Origin of the sequence: Psychrobacter sp. APC 3281, assembly GCF_030407815.1 — a bacterium.
Classification (GTDB): domain Bacteria; phylum Pseudomonadota; class Gammaproteobacteria; order Pseudomonadales; family Moraxellaceae; genus Psychrobacter.
This window is the reverse complement of record NZ_JASDCS010000016.1, coordinates 13,086-29,842: the sequence shown is the minus strand read 5'-3', so window position 1 is coordinate 29,842 and position 16,757 is coordinate 13,086. Positions and strand designations below refer to the sequence as shown.

The window sequence follows — 16,757 nt, the reverse complement described above, 5'->3', positions numbered from 1 at the left end:
GCATGGTGGTTAGGACGATGATGATGAGACTCACCCCACCGATAAACTGGCATAATCTAGAGATTAAGACGCTGAGCTTGACTAAAAATGTCATAGAGCACCTGCCTTGTTATTAAAGGCTGACGCAATATCATTAGTATCATCATTTATAATGGGCCGAACAGTCTGAATGACTGCTAGAGATAATATTTTTTTCATCATGAAATCCCTTCTTGATGGTTAAGCGCTGTACTGATAATAGCGTGTTACGAGTTATTCTTTAGGTTATAGCTGTTGCAATGTAGCGCCTGTTTTTGATTGCAATTCATCAAAGGTCAACCCCTCAACCATGTCACGCACCACCAACCCTTGCTCAGTGATATCAATCACTGCTAGATTTGTATAAATTCGATTGACGCATTTTTCGCCAGTAATAGGCAGGTTTAAGTTTTCAACGATTTTGGGTTCGCCATTTTTGCTAACGTGATCCATAATGACGTAAACTTTTTTGGCACCAACGGCCAAATCCATCGCTCCGCCAACGGCTGGAATGTCTTTTGGACGACCCAAAAACCAGTTGGCAATATCGCCATTTTTAGCCACTTCAAATGCACCAAGAACACATAGATCAATATGTCCACCACAAATCATGGCAAAAGAGTCACCGTGATGGAAGTAACTACCGCCTTTGAGTAGCGTGATATGTTGTTTGCCAGCATTGATCAGGTCGCCATCTCTATCGGCTTCTTCAGGGGCTGGTCCCATACCCAAAACACCATTTTCACTATGCAAAAAAATGTCTTTATCTTTCGGTAGAAAATCAGCGACTTTGGTAGGCTGTCCGATGCCCAAATTGACATACATGCCCTCTTCGATGTCTTGAGCGACGCGCTTGGCAATCTCATCAACTGAACGCGGAGTATAATTACTCATTATTTGTCTCCTTCAATACAAACAACTTCATGCACAAAGATACCTGGCGTAATGATGTGTTCAGGATCCAACGCGCCCAATTCAACGACTTCACTCACTTGAGCGATAGTATGTTTCGATGCTGCCGCCATAATTGGACCAAAGTTACGAGCAGCTTTACGATAAGTTAGGTTGCCCCAACGATCACCTTTAAAAGCTTTGATAAGGGCAAAATCTGCTTTGATTGGATATTCCAATACGTAGTTTACGCCATCGATAGTCCGTGTTTCCTTGCCTTCAGCCAGCAACGTACCATAAGCGGTCGGTGTATAAATCGCGCCAAGACCACTACCGCCAGCTTGCATACGAGCAGCCAACGTACCTTGTGGTACCACTTCAAGCTCAATCTTGCCTGAACGATAAAGATCATCAAAGATATACGAGTCATGTTGACGCGGAAACGAACAAATGATTTTGCGCACACAGCCTGATTTTAATAATAGCGCCAATCCTGTCTCGCCATTACCTGCATTATTACTCACGATTGTTAAGTCTTTAGCATTACGCTCAATCAGTGCGTCGATCAGCTCTGCTGGCTGACCTGCCAAGCCAAACCCACCTATCAAGATAGTTGCCCCATCATTGATATGATTCATGGCGTCGATGGCAGATTCTGTCACTTTATTTAACATGGAATCATCCTATATAAAAAGTTGAGTAGCTAGGTCTAAATAATTGAAACTCAACTATTTACTCTAGTGCTTCAAACGGTAAGCCCACATAGTTTTCAGCAATCGTTGCTTTCCCAGCATCTGAATGAATAAAGTAATCAAATTCAGCTTGCTGTACCCGAAAATCGAAACGACCCGCACTCTGAAAACGATGTAATAGCATGGTCATCCACCATGAGAAGCGTACGGCTTTCCAAGCGCGTGCCAAGCAGATTTCTTGATAGCGAGGGATCAAGTCTGTACGTTCTTCCTCATATATTTTCACAAACAAACGAAACGCTGTTTCTACATCGCTAGCGGCTAGGTTCAATCCCTTAGCGCCAGTCGGCGGAACAATATGTGCCGCATCTCCCAATAAGAATACTTTGCCATATTGCATTGTTTCACAAACATAAGAGCGTAGCGGTGCAATACTCATCTCTATAGCAGGCCCAGTCACTAGTCGTTCAGCCATTTCTGGTGGAATACGGCGTTTTAACTCCGCCCAAAATTTTTCTTCATCCCAGTTTTCGATCTTGTCTGTATCAGGCACTTGGATGTAGTAGCGGCTTCTGGTTGGAGAACGCATCGAGCAAAGTGCAAAGCCACGCTCATGAGCACAGTAGACCAGCTCTTCATTGACTGGTGGCGTGTCACTCATCAATCCTAACCAACCAAACGGATAGACTTTCTCATATTCCTCTAACTTATTAGATGGAATAGACTTACGCGAGACACCATGGAAACCATCACACCCAGCTATGTAATCACAGTCTAGATGGAACGACTCACCGTTATGCTGATAAGTGACGTAAGGTTGGTCTGATTCAATATCGTGTAGCTCAACGTTCTCTGCTTTATAGACAGTGACACCGCCTACTTTTTCACGCGCTTCCATCAAATCTCGAGTGACTTCTGTTTGACCGTATACCACGACATGTTTGCCGCCACTATATTTTTCTAGGTCTATATGATAGTGCTCACCTTGAAAACTAAAGTCAGTACCAGTGTGAACCAGTCCTTCTTTGTCCATTCGCTTACCAGCGCCCGACTCGCGAATCAGATTTACAGTGCCCTGCTCCAAAACACCTGCACGGATACGTCCTAGGACATACTCTCCTGTTTGACGCTCTAAAATAATGTTGTCGATACCCGCTTTGGTCAGTAGTTGACCGAGCAATAAACCTGATGGGCCAGCACCAATGATGGCCACCTGAGTTTTATAATTCATGAAATCCCTCTCATTACTTGATAAATTCCTATTTGCACTACATTTTTATCAACCGCTCCTTTACGAAAGCCATTAGCTATCCGTAAAAGTATTCATTTAAAAATCAAAAAAGACAGTCTCTTCATCACCTTGTAAGTAAATGTCAAATCGGTAGCGAGGTTTGACATCGCCTTGTTCTTTTTTGGCTATCAATGTTTTTCGACGTTCTGCTGAAGGCACACTGTTCAATATTGGACACTGCTCATTAGCTTCTTGCTCATCATCGAAATAGGCTCTGGTTTGCAGATGTAAATTAATACCACGTGCAAAAATGGCGATATTGACGTGTGGCGCCATGGGCTTACCATAAAAATCTACTTGTCCAGGTTTGACGGTATGGAAATGAAAATCCCCATCTAAAGCACAAGCACTACGTCCAAATCCGCTAAACGGTTCTTTGTTATCAAAATTACTAATATAGTTACCGTGGCTGTCTGCTTGCCATATCTCGATCAATGCATCATGTACCGCTTCGCCATTACCGTCGTATACATGACCAACCAATTCTATGTGCTCACCTTCAGCACCCTCTTTGGCCAAATCTTGCCAAATCTCGTCAGATCGTGACTCAAAACCAGCGATTTCTAACGCCAAACCTATATGTACAAAAGGACCTGACGTTTGGGAGGCCGTCTCACGCAGCAGACCACTGTCATCTTGTAATTTGTATTGGCTGTACATGATTTACTCCTCAAAATAGGTTTGTAATGCACCGCGTACCACGATGTCAAAACGATAGGCCAAGTAATCCATCGGCTTACTTCTAGTCATATCTAAGCGTGCAATCATCGTTTCAACAGCCTCTGGATCTTTTAATACTTGTACAATTGGGCACAGTGGAATAAGTGGATCCCCTTCAAAATACATTTGGGTAATCAGACGTGTAGAGATTGAAGGACCCATCACAGATACATGAATGTGCGCAGGTCGCCAAGTGTTGACCCCGTTCGGCCATGGATAAGGTCCTGGACGCACTGTGCGAAAACGATAGCGACCTTCAGCATCAGTGATACATCGCCCAACACCGCCAAAGTTAGGATCTAGTGGCGCCAGATAGCCATCTTTTTTGTGACGGTATTTACCACCAGCGTTTGCTTGCCACATTTCAACCAACGTATTGGGCACAGGCTTACCGAACTGATCAATTACCTGACCATGCATGATGATACGTTCGCCAATAGGCAGACCTGCTTGTTCGCCTTCTGCTCGAAAATTCATCAATAAGTCATTGTCGTACTGACCGATTTCTAAACCATCAAATACAGGACCACTACGCTCTGAATCGCTCGCTCTTTGGAGACTGACCAACGCTTGACGCGGTGAACGTGCCACCGAGGTTTTGTAACCCGGCGTGTAGGGTTCTGGCTGCCAAGTGCGATCACGTGATAGAAAAGAGGGATACTTGTGGCTCATTACATTGCTCTCCATTTTTATAAAGCAAACTTTATCAATATCGGGTGCTAACTAGCTGCTGTGCTAATTAACTACTGTGCTGACTCATTGCTGCCTTAACTAATGGGATTACCCCATCCATTATCTTTGGCTAAAGAAAACGCATGATTGGCCGCTGGTACGCCAGCATAAATCGATACATGCATCAGCACCTGACGTAACTGATCTTCATTGATACCTAGACGATGCGCAGTACGTAAATGCAAGCCCAGCTCACCATCACGTCCAAGGGCAGCCAATATGGCAGTGGTAATCATGCTTCGTTGTTGTACGGTTAAGCTAGGATCTCCCCACAGCTCTCCCCAAGCATTACGTGTGATGAATTGCTGAAAAGGTCCATCTAACGTTGTGGCATTTTTGGAGGCTTTGGCAACATGGTCTTCACCAAGGATTCGCTTACGTTGTGTAAGACCTTGCTCATAACCAATACCCGTCTGCCCTATAGAGTCACGCATAGGGTTGTTTTGTATGTATTCGGCTAGCTGTTTGGACATTTCAACCGCTGGCACATGCGCCAACCCGTCAAATACGGTTAATTCAGCATCGGTAAAAGCTTCTTGAAGTGCGGCGAGTGTCGCAGGTGGTGTAGAAACATCTTCTGCACCTGCCAGCAAGGCAACCTTGCCCGTATAACTTGCTAAGCGTTCACGGTTATCAACGTGTGCAATGGCTTCACAAAGCTTGGCATAGCTCTCGTCATCGTTGCGCGATAACTGTACTTGCCAGCCAAGCAATGCATCAGGGTTTTGTTTAATATACGCAGGTGCAAACCAGCGCGGGACAATCCCTTCAGCCATTTGAGCCAAGCCCAAACTGCGAACGTTGGCAGCGCGTTCAGCCCACGCCTCAGCTGTCCCAATCACAGCACCTGTATTGGTAAGCCAAACTTGCTCTAAAGATTCTGGCGAAATTTGGCACAGGCTTTGTCCGATCATGCCGCCAATAGAAGTACCAATGAAACTAAAGCTTTCAATATCTAAAGCGTTTGCTAAGCTGAGCACATCATAAGCCAGCTGATCTATTGTCAAATCTGCACAGGCAGCGCCACTGCTGCCATGGCCCGGCAAGTCCCAACGTATGCAGCGATAATGACCATGCAGCTCATCATATACTTTGTCCCATACATTACGGCTCATGCCTAACGGATGCGCCATAAACAATGCTGGCAAGTAGGTTTCACCACTATCTTGGTAAGCAATAAGGTGCGTGTCTGTTGTCAAAAATGCCATTATTGTTCTCCTGCTCTTGAAACTACTAAAGCAATACCTTGTCCAACACCAATACACATCGTACAAAGTGCACGGTCTTTGTTGGTACGTTGTAACTCATGAATAGCTGAAATCAAAATCCGTGCACCAGAAGCACCAAGTGGATGACCTAAAGCAATGGAGCCACCTTTAGGGTTGAGTCTTGGATCTCGATCTTCTAATCCTAGTTCCCTAGAACATGCCAGTGCTTGGGCAGAAAAGGCTTCATTAAGCTCGATGATATCGATATCGTCTAAACTAAGATTAAGACGCTTTAATAGTTTTTGAGTGGCGGGTACCGGACCAATTCCCATAATAGTTGGTGGCACGCCAGCGGTTGCCATCCCTTCGATCTTTGCCATGGGAGTTAGACCATATTTTTTTACGGCCGCTTCACTAGCGATTAACATCGCAGCAGCACCGTCATTGATACCAGAAGCATTACCAGCAGTAATCGTCCCTCCTTCGTAGATAGGACGCAGCTTTTCTAGAGTAGTCATATCAGTATTCGGACGTGGATGCTCATCTGTATCGACGATTAACGCTTCTTTCTTGCGTCTCTCAATCGTGATAGGAGTGATTTCAGCCGCTAAACGTCCATCATTTTGTGCTTGAGCCGCCTTTTGTTGTGACCATACTGCAAAAGAGTCTTGGTCTTCACGAGAAATATTATATTTTTCCGCTAGGTTTTCTGCGGTACGTGGCATCGCCTCTGTACCATACATAGCGTCCAGTTTTTTATTAATAAAACGCCAACCCATGGTCGTGTCTTGCAGCGTTTGACGACGATCATAAGCACCTTCAGGCTTACCCATCACAAATGGGGCGCGAGTCATTGATTCAACACCGCCAGCAAGTGCCAGTTCCATCTCACCACCAACTATCGCCCGAAACGCCGTTCCTACTGCGTCGAGACCTGAGCCACATAGCCGATTGATGGTTGTTGCCGGTACCTTTTCTGATAACCCTGATAACAAACCACTCATGCGCGCAACGTTACGATTGTCTTCACCGCTTTGGTTGGCACATCCCATAAAACTGTCTTCTATCGCACTATGATCAAAGTCAGGTGCATCATCGAGCACTGCCTTTATTACTTGTGCTAATAGATCATCAGGACGAATATCAGCCAATGCGCCGCCATACCGACCTACTGCTGATCTTTTTGGATGACAAATATAGACTGCTGTCATATCTTGCTCCTAGATTATTTAGTGATATACTGCGTTTGTTCTTAATTAGAATTATTGTTCGTATAGTGAATTAAATTATACCTTTTTTATTCCGATGTCAATGGTTTGTCTTGTTGCGGTATTTAAGCTTCAATATCTGAGCCTGCTGTGCAAAATATAGCGCCTCTGGGATGAATATTAGGATAGGAAAATAAAAGCCATAAAATGAAAAAGGTTGCCAACACTCTATGTAAAAGTGTCGGCAACCTTATTATGACTACAATAGTTTTTTAGGTTTATAAAATACGATAGAGCCGTATAGTGTTAAATATAATAAGTTTGGATTTTTTCAGCGCAATCACGCAATATGGGCAAAAACTCTTCGATGAGCATTTCTTTCGATACACGCATTGCATTTGTACTGATGTTAATTGCACCGATTAATTCATTATTCGACTTATAAACGGGTAACGCTAACGATCTCAGACCTGTGTCTAGCTCTTGATCGACAACCACATATTGGTCGTCATGAGCATCGCTTAGCATTTTTTTGAACTGTTTACGATCCGTGATACTAAAAGGGGTATGTGCAGCCAGCTCAATTTTATTAACGTACTCTTCGCGCTCATCTTTGGGTAGATTGGCTAAAATAGCACGGCCCATAGAGGTATAAGCGACGGGCAATCTGGTACCGATAGATAATGTAATCGATAGTAGACGATGCTTGGCAGCAGACCGTGCGATATAAACCACTTCATCATCATCTAGTACTGCAAATGAACAAGACTCACCCGTTTGCTCGGTCACTCGCTCCAAGTAGAACTGCACAATATCATGATGATGCGCACTACTTAAATAACTAGATCCAATACTCAATGTTTTGGGAGATAGCTTAAATTGACGCTTGTCTTTGTGAACATACCCTAAAGCGTGCAGCGTCAATAGATAACGCCGTGCCTTTGCTCTGTCCATATCAGTACATTCAGCCACTTCACTCAACGTCATAGTAGAATGATTGTCATCAAAAGCACGCAGAACGCTTAGACCGCCTGCAAGCGAAGCCACAAAATCTGGACTGTCAAAGGGTATTTTCTTGTCTTGTTTCATAGATATATTATTTATACTTACCAAAGTTAGGGATTCTAAATGAAAATCAATCGATTAATCAATCAGCCTTTTGTACATTCTGACGTTGCCAATTCGTTTTCTGATCGGGCTTTCGTTCAAGCCATGTTAGATTTTGAGTTAACCGTGCTAGAAGTGCGAGAAAAAAATCAGCTTATCCCAAAAAACATCTTTCAACAATCCCGGCAAGCGTTAGCCTTAGAATTGTTTGATATTGACGCCATTGGAAAACAAACGTATTTGGGCGGTAACGCTGCTATTCCTTTTGTATCACAAGCAAAGTCTTTACTCCCAGCCGATATAAAACCGTTCTTTCATCAAACACTGACCAGTCAGGATGTGATTGATACCGCAATGATGATGATGCTCAAACCGTCATTTAAACGCATTTATCAAGATTTGATTGAGGTATTGAAAGTTTGTGAGGTACTGATTCAAAAACATCTTACAACGCCGATGGCAGGCCGAACGCTAATGCAACAAGCGCTACCTATCACCTTTGGCACCAAAGTGTCCCAATGGGCATCTTCATTGATAGCCATCATACCTAACTTAGCACAATTAGAGCAGTCAGGATTTTACTTACAATGGGGCGGTCCTGTTGGGGTAAGTAATGAAGAAAACGAGCATCATAATCTGCCTCAGCAGGTAGCAGAGTCGCTGGGCTTATCCGCTCCTCTACTCCCTTGGCACACCAACAGACAACCTATTTATGCCATTGCTTCTACATTAGATGCCTATGCTGGGGCACTAGAAAATATCGTCGAGGACATTGCTCTCATGTCTCAATCTGAGCTGGGTGAAGTGGCTGAACCGTCTATTGCGGGAATGGGTGGCTCCTCATCGATGCCGCACAAGCGTAACCCTGTCCTATGCGCTTTGATTAAAACAGCCACGTTGCGGATGCATGGACATATGAGTGTGATTAGTAATAGCACAGCCCAGCCTTTTGAGCGTGCATTAGGACAGTGGCATGCTAGCTGGGTCCCTTTGACTGAGGGTACAGCTTTGATGGCAGGTGCTGTATCGTATTTAAAGACACTATTGCAGGGACTACAAGTCTACCCTGAGCGTATGGCGGCCAACCTTGATTTAAATAGCGATGCTTATTTAATCAAAGGCCTAGAAAAATATTTTGAGGCAGACAAAGACGAAATCTACCCGTTAATTAATCAAGCGAGCCAACAGGCCCACAGTCAGCATCAAGGATTTGCCACTACCTTTTTGGCTTTGCTATCAGAGCAATCTATAGGTTTAAGCAGTCATGATGAGCTTAAAACAGTTTTATCGCCTTTGACCTACTGCGGTGCAGCGCAAAAACAATGTCAAACCATATTACAAGCTATTGAAGATATCACTTCAGAAATTGGGTTCTACAAGCAATAAAGCAGATTGACAGGAAAGTAAAAACAAGGTATTTTTAATTCACTATACGAACAATAGTTCTTATTTAGAACAAAACATCGAAAAAGGATTTTATGATGCGAAAGATACTGCCCCTCAGTTTGACGTTAGCCGCTATGATTGGATTGACTGGCTGCTCGCAGTCGAACGAAGCCGCAACGGCGAGTACCGAAGAAGTCACCACGTTACGTTTTTCACATTTTTGGCCAGCAACGGCGGCCACTCATTCGGAAATCTTTGAGCCATGGGCCAAAAAAGTCGAAGAGGAATCTGAAGGGCGTATCAAAGTTGAAATTTACCCATCCGCCACCCTAAGCAAACCTGACGCCACTTATGATGCGACGGCCAAAGGGACGGTCGATATTGGCTCACAGCTACAAGGCTATACCAATGGCCGCTTTCCGTTGACCCAAGTAGCAGAGTTACCAGGCCTTTCCAACTCAGCAACTCAGATGAACTGTATGCTACAGAATCTATATGATGATGGGGTAATATCGAGTGAATACGAAGACACTCATTTGTTATTTATGATGGGTACTGGTCCTGGCGGGATGCATACTATTGATAAAGCCATCCGTACACCAGATGACCTAAAAGGGTTGCGTATGCGTCGCCCATCAGCGATTGCTGGAGATATTATTGAATCTGCAGGCGGTACACCAGTAGGTCTACCTGCCACTGATATCTATACGTCTCTTCAACGTGGTGTTTTGGATGGGTTAAGTTTGCCGTGGGATGCCACAGGCTCTTTTAGACTGATTGAGCTGACCAATACTCATACCAATATTCCTTTTTATAGCTCTGCCATCATGGTCACCATGAATAAAGATAAATACGAGAGCCTTCCTGACGATCTCAAAAAGGTCATTGATGATAACTCTGGCAAAGCCATGGCTGCGATGGCAGGTAAGGTTTTTGATGCAGAAGACGCAAAATTCATGGCAGAAGCCAAAGCAAAAGGCGACACTATGATAGACATTCCTGATCCATTAAATGACCCACAATGGAAAGGCCCACTAGAAGCGGGTACCAAAAAATACCTAAACGATGTCGCAGCATTAGGTCTAGACCCTCAAGCTGTCTATGAAAAAGCCAAAGAAGCTAGTGCGGCTTGTAAGGTTTAAATGACATTACTCATTTACTAATCATTTAGGAGAGTAAATCGTGAAAGCCGCTATGAAATGGGGAGCACTGTTTGCTACTGTCGCCTTCTCGATTATCGCTGCAAATGCAGAAACACGTGTGATTAAGCTAGGGACTAGAACACCAGTACCTAGTGCTGAGCGAGCTGGTTCGGGTGTCGCTATTATTTATAATGATGAGGCATATTTGTTTGATATAGGTCATGGTACGGTGCAACGCTCGATCCAAGCTTGGAAGACAATGAATGCACCTGAATTAAATCCCCCCATGATCAAGCATGTTTTTTTGTCACATTTGCATAGCGATCATACTTTAGACTATTCAGAATTGGCCGCGACCGTTTGGTGGAGACGTGATAATCAATTGCATGCCTATGGGCCAAAAGGTCTGCAAGACATGACAGATAGCTATTATGATATGCAAAAAACAGACATCTCTCTTCGTATTAATGGCAACCAGCCTGTCCGTGATACCAATATGTATAAAGTGGCAGTCACTGAAATACCAAAAGATGGTATTGTTTTTAATAGCAATGGTGTCACGGTAGAAGCGTTTAGTGTTACCCATGGTGATATAAATCCTGCCTACGGCTACAAGATCACCACACCTGACAAAACGATCGTATTTTCAGGTGACACTACCTATAACGAAAACTTGATTAAAAAAGCCAAAGGCGTAGATATTTTAATTCATGAAGTCATTAGCCAGAAAGGCTGGCGAGCGCTAGACAAAGACTGGCAACACTACCATCACTCTTCTCACACACTAACCAGTGAGCTGGCAAAAGTCGCCAATGAAACCAAACCCGAATTATTGGTTTTAACTCATGTATTGCACTATGGCGCTCCTATTGAAACCGCTTATGATGAAGTTTCCGCGCTTTACGATGGAAAAGTAGTATTAGCCAATGATCTGGATGAATATTGAGTTGATAACAGTCTAGTTCATTGAAAGATGACTAAACTTTTTTAAACAATAATGCATCTAATATACCTACATAAAAAGGGGCGACCTATCTTAAGTCGCCCCTTTTTATATCTCATCACTTCTATTCGCTTAAAACCTTTCAAATCCACGTAAAAATTACCATGCCTCTCATTTTATAGCTATGACTTCAGATAAAGTTGAGTAAGTATCATCTCTAGAGTGTTGCTAGTCTTCCGACCCTTAGCAAAAAGCTCCTAAGATTGTATTAATGGTTCAGTATCGGCTAGAAAAAGTCACCTTTCTTTAACTTTCATAAAAGTACGTAACGCTATAACTCGCTATTATCTACTTATTCAATAGAACGACGTTCAATTCAGATACCTTCAACCATTAAATAAACACGCTTACTTATAATTAGCCTAAAAGGACCTTACTATGAAAAACTTCAACATGAAAAAAATCGCTATCAGCTCACTATTGGCTGTATCTACTTGTTTTGCTATGATCGGTCCAGCGAATGCGGCCCAACAAGTTGTCGTGGTCAAAGACAAACATCAAACAAAACAAGCGGTCGTCGTTAAAGCAAAGCCCAAAGCGAAACAAGTGGTCATGGTTAAAGCAAAACCTAAGGCCAAGCAAGTTGTCGTAGCGAAAGCGAAACCTAAAGCCAAAAAAGTAATCGTCGTTAAAGACAAACATCCAGCACAAAAAGTGGTCGTTGTGAAATCGAGATAGACCAAGCAAGACCGATACCCTATACAGCTTATATAGAACCAACTATATTAAGCAGGGAACACCACTACCTCATCGTCTTCCTGCCATGGCTGAAACTTAGTCATGGCTTGTACAAATAACGGGTGTTCCAACCAGTGTTGTAGCCACAGCTGTAGCTTAGGATAAGGCAATTCATAAAAGACATCACGATCTACATGGGCAAACTGGCGAACAAACGGCATGATACCAATATCAGCAACCGTCACGTTATTACCTAGTAGATACGTATTCTTAGTCAATAACGCTTCTAAATCCTGCAGAAAAATTTCACCTTTTTGTCGATATTCTATTTGAGTCATCTCAGGGTGACGATCGGCATATTTGTAGCGATCGAGCCACTGTTTAAACTCATTATCGTTTTGTGCTATCAGTGCATTAGCTTTAGATGAAATCTTTTCATCTAGCAGTCCTTGAGGATCGTTTTTCTCAAGCGCCCACATCATAATCTCTACACTCTCTTCAATGACGGATCCATCTGAAAGCTGTAACACAGGAACCGTGCCTTTTGGACTAATCGCTAGCATCTGATCTGGCTTATTCTTTAGCGTGATTTCTCGTAACTCTACTGGCAACTCGGCGAATATTAGACCGAGACGAGCGCGCATAGCATAAGGACAGCGACGAAAAGAGTACAAGCGAGGCAACGAGGTGTTCATAGATTCCTCCATAGTTGAATAGGAATTAAGCAATAGGTAAAAAGCAAACGAAGAAAAATTAGCAGACGCAAACCTACTGACATCGATAGTTATTAAGGCGCTGTTGAATAGGTGACAGACTTATAATTGGCCATAGTTTCTACCAACGACTGTGGCAAATAGGCATTTTTCAGGTGCGCGTGCGAATAATGCTGCTCAATCCACGATTGATAGTTATAGACAGTTAGCGTACCACAATATAATAAATATAAAACCTGTACACCGATGCTACGCGACAGCCCCATCACGCAATGAAAATTGATAAGTGTGATGAAGCTATCCTTTACCTGATTACCTTCTACCTGACTACCCTCTACCCAACTCTCATTATTAGCAGTTATCGCTTGTGTCTCTGCCGATTGTATCAACGCATCAATTTGTTGAAATAAATCAATATAGTCTTCAAGCAATACGTCATTTAATGGCTGCAAATCCAACAAAGGCAAATACAAATAATGAACTGCCGTATTCATAATGCCGTTAGCGGCTATTTCAAGATTATGGGTGTGGCTAGATATCTCAGCAGCTAAATCAACAACGATAATCTGATAATGAACTGAGGACGGTAGTTTTTCTAGCACAATCGACCGTTCTAGTAAATCGTAGCCAAACAACCAATAAGTTAAATGTCTATTTACATTCATCTGGGTCAATCGAGCTGAAGCAATAACATTGACCTTGTCATCAATAGCATATGGCGTGAGTGGATATTTTTGGCCTTTGGAGAAAACTTTAAAATACCACTGTCCAAAAAATGACATGCCATTATAAATAATAATGATTGGCGCAAACTTAATCCAAGTATGTAAGGTCAGTCGGCCGTTACTGGATTTTTGGAACCAGCGTATATCCCGTATTGGCTTGTCCTGTTGATAGGCACAAGCCAACATCGTAAAACTGATCAGCCAATATAAAGCAATGATAATGGCTAAAGTTTCTATAGACTCAAACGCTCTCATACTCATATTAGCAAAGTAAAACCCTGCTATCGCTATCAACAAAAACCCTATTACCCCCAGTGTCAGATGCTTGATTACCAGTGCATTACGGATTCGATTTGAGAGTATAAACACCAACACTGCCAATACTGCTCCGCCGAACATATCTAACAAATGATGCTGATACGTCAACACTGTCGACAGTGCAACCAATGTACATATGCTAGTCAGCAACAATCGATAAGCCGCTAAAATCCACCTCTTTTTAGACGCTACAACATCCCATAAAGATACGCCAAGCAATATGGCATAACTGACATGCAATGATGGGATCTGATTAAATGGCTTATCCACCAATTGCAAAAACTGGTAACCAAACTGCGTCCAATCATCAGGTATTAGCCGACTGAATGAGAAACGAGCAGGATAAAAATAGAAAATTAAACAGGCAAAAATGGTCGCTAAGATTAGCCGGTAGGTCAATAGAGATAATTGCGTAGACGTCCGCACTAAGAAAAAACTAGCCATAAATAAAATCAATGACCAGCTATAAGGAACAATCATAGCTGGAATGAAAGGAACAAATTTATCAAACGGTGTGGCGAGATTATAAATTTGCGATGGGTAGAGTGTGTACAAAGATACGCTAAAAACAGTCGTCAAATTATAAAGCAAATAAAATATCGATAACGCAAGACCTAGGTGCTTGAATCGATTTAAATTTGATGGAGTTTGCAACGCCTAGTACCTCGTTTGACTGTTGGATAAAAATTTCGAAAATATAATCATAGTTAAAGTTGTCATAATAGCAACTTATTGTTGGCTAAAAACAGCCCAAACCCATTGGAAATACAGTGGTTTTGAACTTATACTTGACTATTTTCCGGACTTAGAAGGATTTGAGAAATGCAGTTTTTGAGGATGATAAGTCAGCAGTTAAGTCGATTTACGGCATTGGTTATTATTTTAGCGGCCGCAGTGACATTTATAGAGCCTGCGACTTTTTCTTGGGTGACAGGTGATACCCAAGTCATCGTTCTGGGTGTCATTATGCTCGCAATGGGTATGACATTAGGTAAAGAGGACTATAAAGTGTTGGCCCAGCGCCCGCTTGATATTTTTATCGGTTCAATTATCCAATATACCATTATGCCGATTTTAGCGATTAGCGTGGCCAGATTGTTTGACTTATCGCCTGGGTTGACACTGGGTCTAGTATTGGTTGGTACTTGTCCTGGTGGTGTGTCTTCAAACATTATGAGCTACCTTGCCAAAGGTGATGTGGCGTTTTCGGTAGGTATGACCACCGTATCGACCATCATTGCACCGTTAGTAACACCACTTTGGCTCAATTATTTGGTTGGTCAATCTGTAGAAATGGATGGATGGGGTATGTTCCGCTTTATGCTATTAGTGACATTGTTGCCAGTCGCTATCGGCTCTATGTTAAACATTCTATTTCAAAACAAACATTGGTTTAATGATGTACGTGCGGTGATGCCAGGCGTGGCTGTATTAGCTTTCGCCGCTATCGTCGGTGGCGTTGCCGCTGTATTTGGTGATCAGTTCTTGCAGTCAGGGCTAGTCGTTATCTTGGCCATTGCGGTACACAATATCGTCGGCTATGTATTGGGCTACTACTCAGGTGCCTTATTTGGTATGAGCAAACCCAAAAAACGCACCATATCTATCGAGGTTGGCGTACAAAATGCAGGTCTGGCCACGGGCTTAAGTACGAAGTTTTTCCCTGGCAATGCAGAGTCCGCCATCGCTGCCGCTGTTGCTTGTATTTGGCACTCTGTTTCTGGCTCTATATTGGCCAATATCTTCGCTTGGTGGGATAAGCGTCAGGAAGCGAAAAATCCTACCGTCATCGAGACTGAAGAGACCATGGAGCTTGGTAAACCAATCAGAAATCATTAGTACTAATAAAGATAATACTAAGCTAGGTAATACTTAACTAGCTAATAAAGTTAAAACGCTATGAGTTAAAATACTATGCTAGATTATTGTTTCTAGCATAGTATTTTCTAACAAAGCACCTTCTAATACAGAGTCTTTCAACATAGTGTTTTTTAACATAGAGTCTTTTAATATGGTGGCTTCTAATATAGCGCTCTCTAGCATAGTATTTTTAGCATAGCACTGTCGACAATTTGAATAAACCGCTAGCCTCTCTTCTAGGTTCTCACCTAACGTAGTCTACCGTAACTCATTTCCAAAACGTTTACGCACCTGACGCAAGTACAAAGCTGGCGCAACACGCCATAGTAAACTACCAAAGCGCGAGAGAGGGTCCGGCAATATCCAACGTTTGCGCCGCTGCAAACCTTGATTGATCTGTTCGGCCATCCACTCAGCACTACGCATATTACCGATCATTGACCGTGGATGCTTTGCGATACTGCCATCACGGCCGAGCGCGTGGTTCTCGATAGGTGTATCAAGAAAGCTGGGATAGACCATAAGGATATGTATACCTTCAGATTCTAGTTCCAAGCGCAATACTTCAAAGAACTGTGTCAGCGCACCTTTTGCCGCACAATACGCTGCTCGTCCAGGCACTGGCATCCAGCCAGCCATTGAGCCGATACATATAATTTGACCTTTGGACTCTCTTAGCATCGGTAGCGCAGCCATAGTCAGCTCCACTGCCCCCTGCCAATCTACCGCCATTACTTTGCGAAACACCGCAGGATCAGTCTGATGTGCTGGTGATCGATGGGTAATCCCAGCATTATTCACCAATAGATCAAGACGACCAAAGCGCTCGCTAACTTGCTCAATAAGCGCAGCAATATCATTAACTTGAGTGATATCAGTGACGACTGTCATGACTCTAGCAGAGTCCTCTAACTCACGAGCGCGGGCGATCAGCGCTTGCTCATCTATATCAGCGAGTACTAAGTGATGTCCAGCAGCATACCAGTGCTGTGCCATTGCCCAACCAAGTCCTGATGCAGCACCAGTGATTAAAGTAATATTTATTGATGACATTGGTGGCATTGA

Annotated in this window: 16 protein-coding genes; 5 read left to right on the top strand and 11 right to left on the bottom strand. The window is 43.1% G+C overall.

Annotation, left to right across the window (positions count from 1 at the left end):
• Positions 1–264: 264 nt before the first annotated feature.
• From QL886_RS12770 to QL886_RS12735, 8 genes are all read right to left on the bottom strand, one after another.
• Positions 265–912, bottom strand: coding sequence for a 3-oxoacid CoA-transferase subunit B (locus QL886_RS12770; RefSeq protein ID WP_290179029.1), 648 nt, complete (start codon positions 910–912; stop codon positions 265–267).
• Positions 912–1,583 carry a 3-oxoacid CoA-transferase subunit A gene (locus QL886_RS12765; protein ID WP_191115247.1) on the bottom strand — a complete coding sequence of 224 codons (672 nt, stop codon included), beginning with the start codon at positions 1,581–1,583 and terminating at the stop codon, positions 912–914. Before QL886_RS12765 ends, QL886_RS12770 begins: the two co-directional genes overlap by 1 nt.
• A 58-nt stretch (positions 1,584–1,641) precedes the next feature.
• Positions 1,642–2,832: a 4-hydroxybenzoate 3-monooxygenase gene (pobA, locus tag QL886_RS12760; protein WP_290179028.1), complete on the bottom strand. Its 1,191-nt coding sequence runs from the start codon at positions 2,830–2,832 to the stop codon at positions 1,642–1,644.
• A gap of 96 nt (positions 2,833–2,928) precedes the next feature.
• Positions 2,929–3,552 carry a protocatechuate 3,4-dioxygenase subunit alpha gene (gene pcaG, locus QL886_RS12755; RefSeq protein ID WP_290179027.1) on the bottom strand — a complete coding sequence of 208 codons (624 nt, stop codon included), beginning with the start codon at positions 3,550–3,552 and terminating at the stop codon, positions 2,929–2,931.
• A gap of 3 nt (positions 3,553–3,555) precedes the next feature.
• The gene (pcaH, locus tag QL886_RS12750; RefSeq protein ID WP_290179026.1) at positions 3,556–4,284 is read right to left on the bottom strand and encodes a protocatechuate 3,4-dioxygenase subunit beta; all 729 of its coding nucleotides are present in this window, start codon (positions 4,282–4,284) and stop codon (positions 3,556–3,558) included.
• A gap of 95 nt (positions 4,285–4,379) precedes the next feature.
• Positions 4,380–5,552, bottom strand: coding sequence for an alpha/beta fold hydrolase (locus tag QL886_RS12745; protein ID WP_290179025.1), 1,173 nt, complete (start codon positions 5,550–5,552; stop codon positions 4,380–4,382).
• Positions 5,552–6,763, bottom strand: coding sequence for a 3-oxoadipyl-CoA thiolase (gene pcaF / locus QL886_RS12740; protein ID WP_290179024.1), 1,212 nt, complete (start codon positions 6,761–6,763; stop codon positions 5,552–5,554). The genes QL886_RS12745 and pcaF overlap by 1 nt, the downstream gene beginning before the upstream one ends.
• A 303-nt stretch (positions 6,764–7,066) precedes the next feature.
• The gene (locus tag QL886_RS12735; RefSeq protein ID WP_290179023.1) at positions 7,067–7,849 is read right to left on the bottom strand and encodes an IclR family transcriptional regulator C-terminal domain-containing protein; all 783 of its coding nucleotides are present in this window, start codon (positions 7,847–7,849) and stop codon (positions 7,067–7,069) included.
• 39 nt (positions 7,850–7,888) lie between these two features.
• Between QL886_RS12735 and QL886_RS12730 the strand changes: the two genes are divergently transcribed.
• From QL886_RS12730 to QL886_RS12715, 4 genes are all read left to right on the top strand, one after another.
• Positions 7,889–9,253, top strand: coding sequence for a lyase family protein (locus QL886_RS12730; RefSeq protein WP_290179022.1), 1,365 nt, complete (start codon positions 7,889–7,891; stop codon positions 9,251–9,253).
• A 95-nt stretch (positions 9,254–9,348) separates the two neighbouring features.
• The gene (locus QL886_RS12725; RefSeq protein WP_290179030.1) at positions 9,349–10,395 is read left to right on the top strand and encodes a TRAP transporter substrate-binding protein; all 1,047 of its coding nucleotides are present in this window, start codon (positions 9,349–9,351) and stop codon (positions 10,393–10,395) included.
• Between the two features lie 40 nt (positions 10,396–10,435).
• Entirely contained in the window at positions 10,436–11,341 is a 906-nt protein-coding gene (locus tag QL886_RS12720) for an MBL fold metallo-hydrolase (protein ID WP_290179021.1), read from the top strand.
• Positions 11,342–11,776: 435 nt separating this feature from the next.
• The gene (locus QL886_RS12715) at positions 11,777–12,076 is read left to right on the top strand and encodes a hypothetical protein (RefSeq protein ID WP_290179020.1); all 300 of its coding nucleotides are present in this window, start codon (positions 11,777–11,779) and stop codon (positions 12,074–12,076) included.
• 47 nt (positions 12,077–12,123) lie between these two features.
• Here the strand turns inward: QL886_RS12715 and QL886_RS12710 are convergent, their stop codons facing one another.
• Together QL886_RS12710 and QL886_RS12705 are read right to left on the bottom strand one after the other, a co-directional pair.
• Entirely contained in the window at positions 12,124–12,771 is a 648-nt protein-coding gene (locus QL886_RS12710) for a glutathione S-transferase (RefSeq protein WP_290179019.1), read from the bottom strand.
• Between the two features lie 92 nt (positions 12,772–12,863).
• Positions 12,864–14,276, bottom strand: a complete 1,413-nt coding sequence (locus QL886_RS12705; protein WP_290179018.1) for a phosphatase PAP2 family protein — start codon at positions 14,274–14,276, stop codon at positions 12,864–12,866.
• Positions 14,277–14,654: 378 nt separating this feature from the next.
• Between QL886_RS12705 and QL886_RS12700 the strand changes: the two genes are divergently transcribed.
• Complete coding sequence (locus QL886_RS12700) at positions 14,655–15,671, top strand: bile acid:sodium symporter family protein (protein WP_290179017.1); 1,017 nt, start codon at positions 14,655–14,657, stop codon at positions 15,669–15,671.
• Between the two features lie 279 nt (positions 15,672–15,950).
• On the opposite strand, the gene QL886_RS12695 is transcribed toward QL886_RS12700, so the two are convergent.
• Positions 15,951–16,745, bottom strand: coding sequence for an SDR family oxidoreductase (locus QL886_RS12695; protein WP_290179016.1), 795 nt, complete (start codon positions 16,743–16,745; stop codon positions 15,951–15,953).
• Positions 16,746–16,757: the final 12 nt, after the last annotated feature.

Excerpts from the sequence above, each read along its gene's own strand:
- QL886_RS12765 (WP_191115247.1), bottom strand. The coding sequence starts at position 1,583 with ATGTTAAATAAAGTGACAGAATCTGCCATCGACGCCATGAATCATATC.
- QL886_RS12725 (WP_290179030.1), top strand. The coding sequence starts at position 9,349 with ATGCGAAAGATACTGCCCCTCAGTTTGACGTTAGCCGCTATGATTGGA.
- QL886_RS12730 (WP_290179022.1), top strand. The coding sequence starts at position 7,889 with ATGAAAATCAATCGATTAATCAATCAGCCTTTTGTACATTCTGACGTT.
- QL886_RS12705 (WP_290179018.1), bottom strand. The coding sequence starts at position 14,276 with ATGGCTAGTTTTTTCTTAGTGCGGACGTCTACGCAATTATCTCTATTG.
- QL886_RS12735 (WP_290179023.1), bottom strand. The coding sequence starts at position 7,849 with ATGAAACAAGACAAGAAAATACCCTTTGACAGTCCAGATTTTGTGGCT.
- pcaH (WP_290179026.1), bottom strand. The coding sequence starts at position 4,284 with ATGAGCCACAAGTATCCCTCTTTTCTATCACGTGATCGCACTTGGCAG.
- pcaG (WP_290179027.1), bottom strand. The coding sequence starts at position 3,552 with ATGTACAGCCAATACAAATTACAAGATGACAGTGGTCTGCTGCGTGAG.
- QL886_RS12745 (WP_290179025.1), bottom strand. The coding sequence starts at position 5,552 with ATGGCATTTTTGACAACAGACACGCACCTTATTGCTTACCAAGATAGT.
- QL886_RS12695 (WP_290179016.1), bottom strand. The coding sequence starts at position 16,745 with ATGTCATCAATAAATATTACTTTAATCACTGGTGCTGCATCAGGACTT.
- pcaF (WP_290179024.1), bottom strand. The coding sequence starts at position 6,763 with ATGACAGCAGTCTATATTTGTCATCCAAAAAGATCAGCAGTAGGTCGG.
- QL886_RS12715 (WP_290179020.1), top strand. The coding sequence starts at position 11,777 with ATGAAAAACTTCAACATGAAAAAAATCGCTATCAGCTCACTATTGGCT.
- QL886_RS12710 (WP_290179019.1), bottom strand. The coding sequence starts at position 12,771 with ATGAACACCTCGTTGCCTCGCTTGTACTCTTTTCGTCGCTGTCCTTAT.
- QL886_RS12700 (WP_290179017.1), top strand. The coding sequence starts at position 14,655 with ATGCAGTTTTTGAGGATGATAAGTCAGCAGTTAAGTCGATTTACGGCA.
- QL886_RS12770 (WP_290179029.1), bottom strand. The coding sequence starts at position 912 with ATGAGTAATTATACTCCGCGTTCAGTTGATGAGATTGCCAAGCGCGTC.
- pobA (WP_290179028.1), bottom strand. The coding sequence starts at position 2,832 with ATGAATTATAAAACTCAGGTGGCCATCATTGGTGCTGGCCCATCAGGT.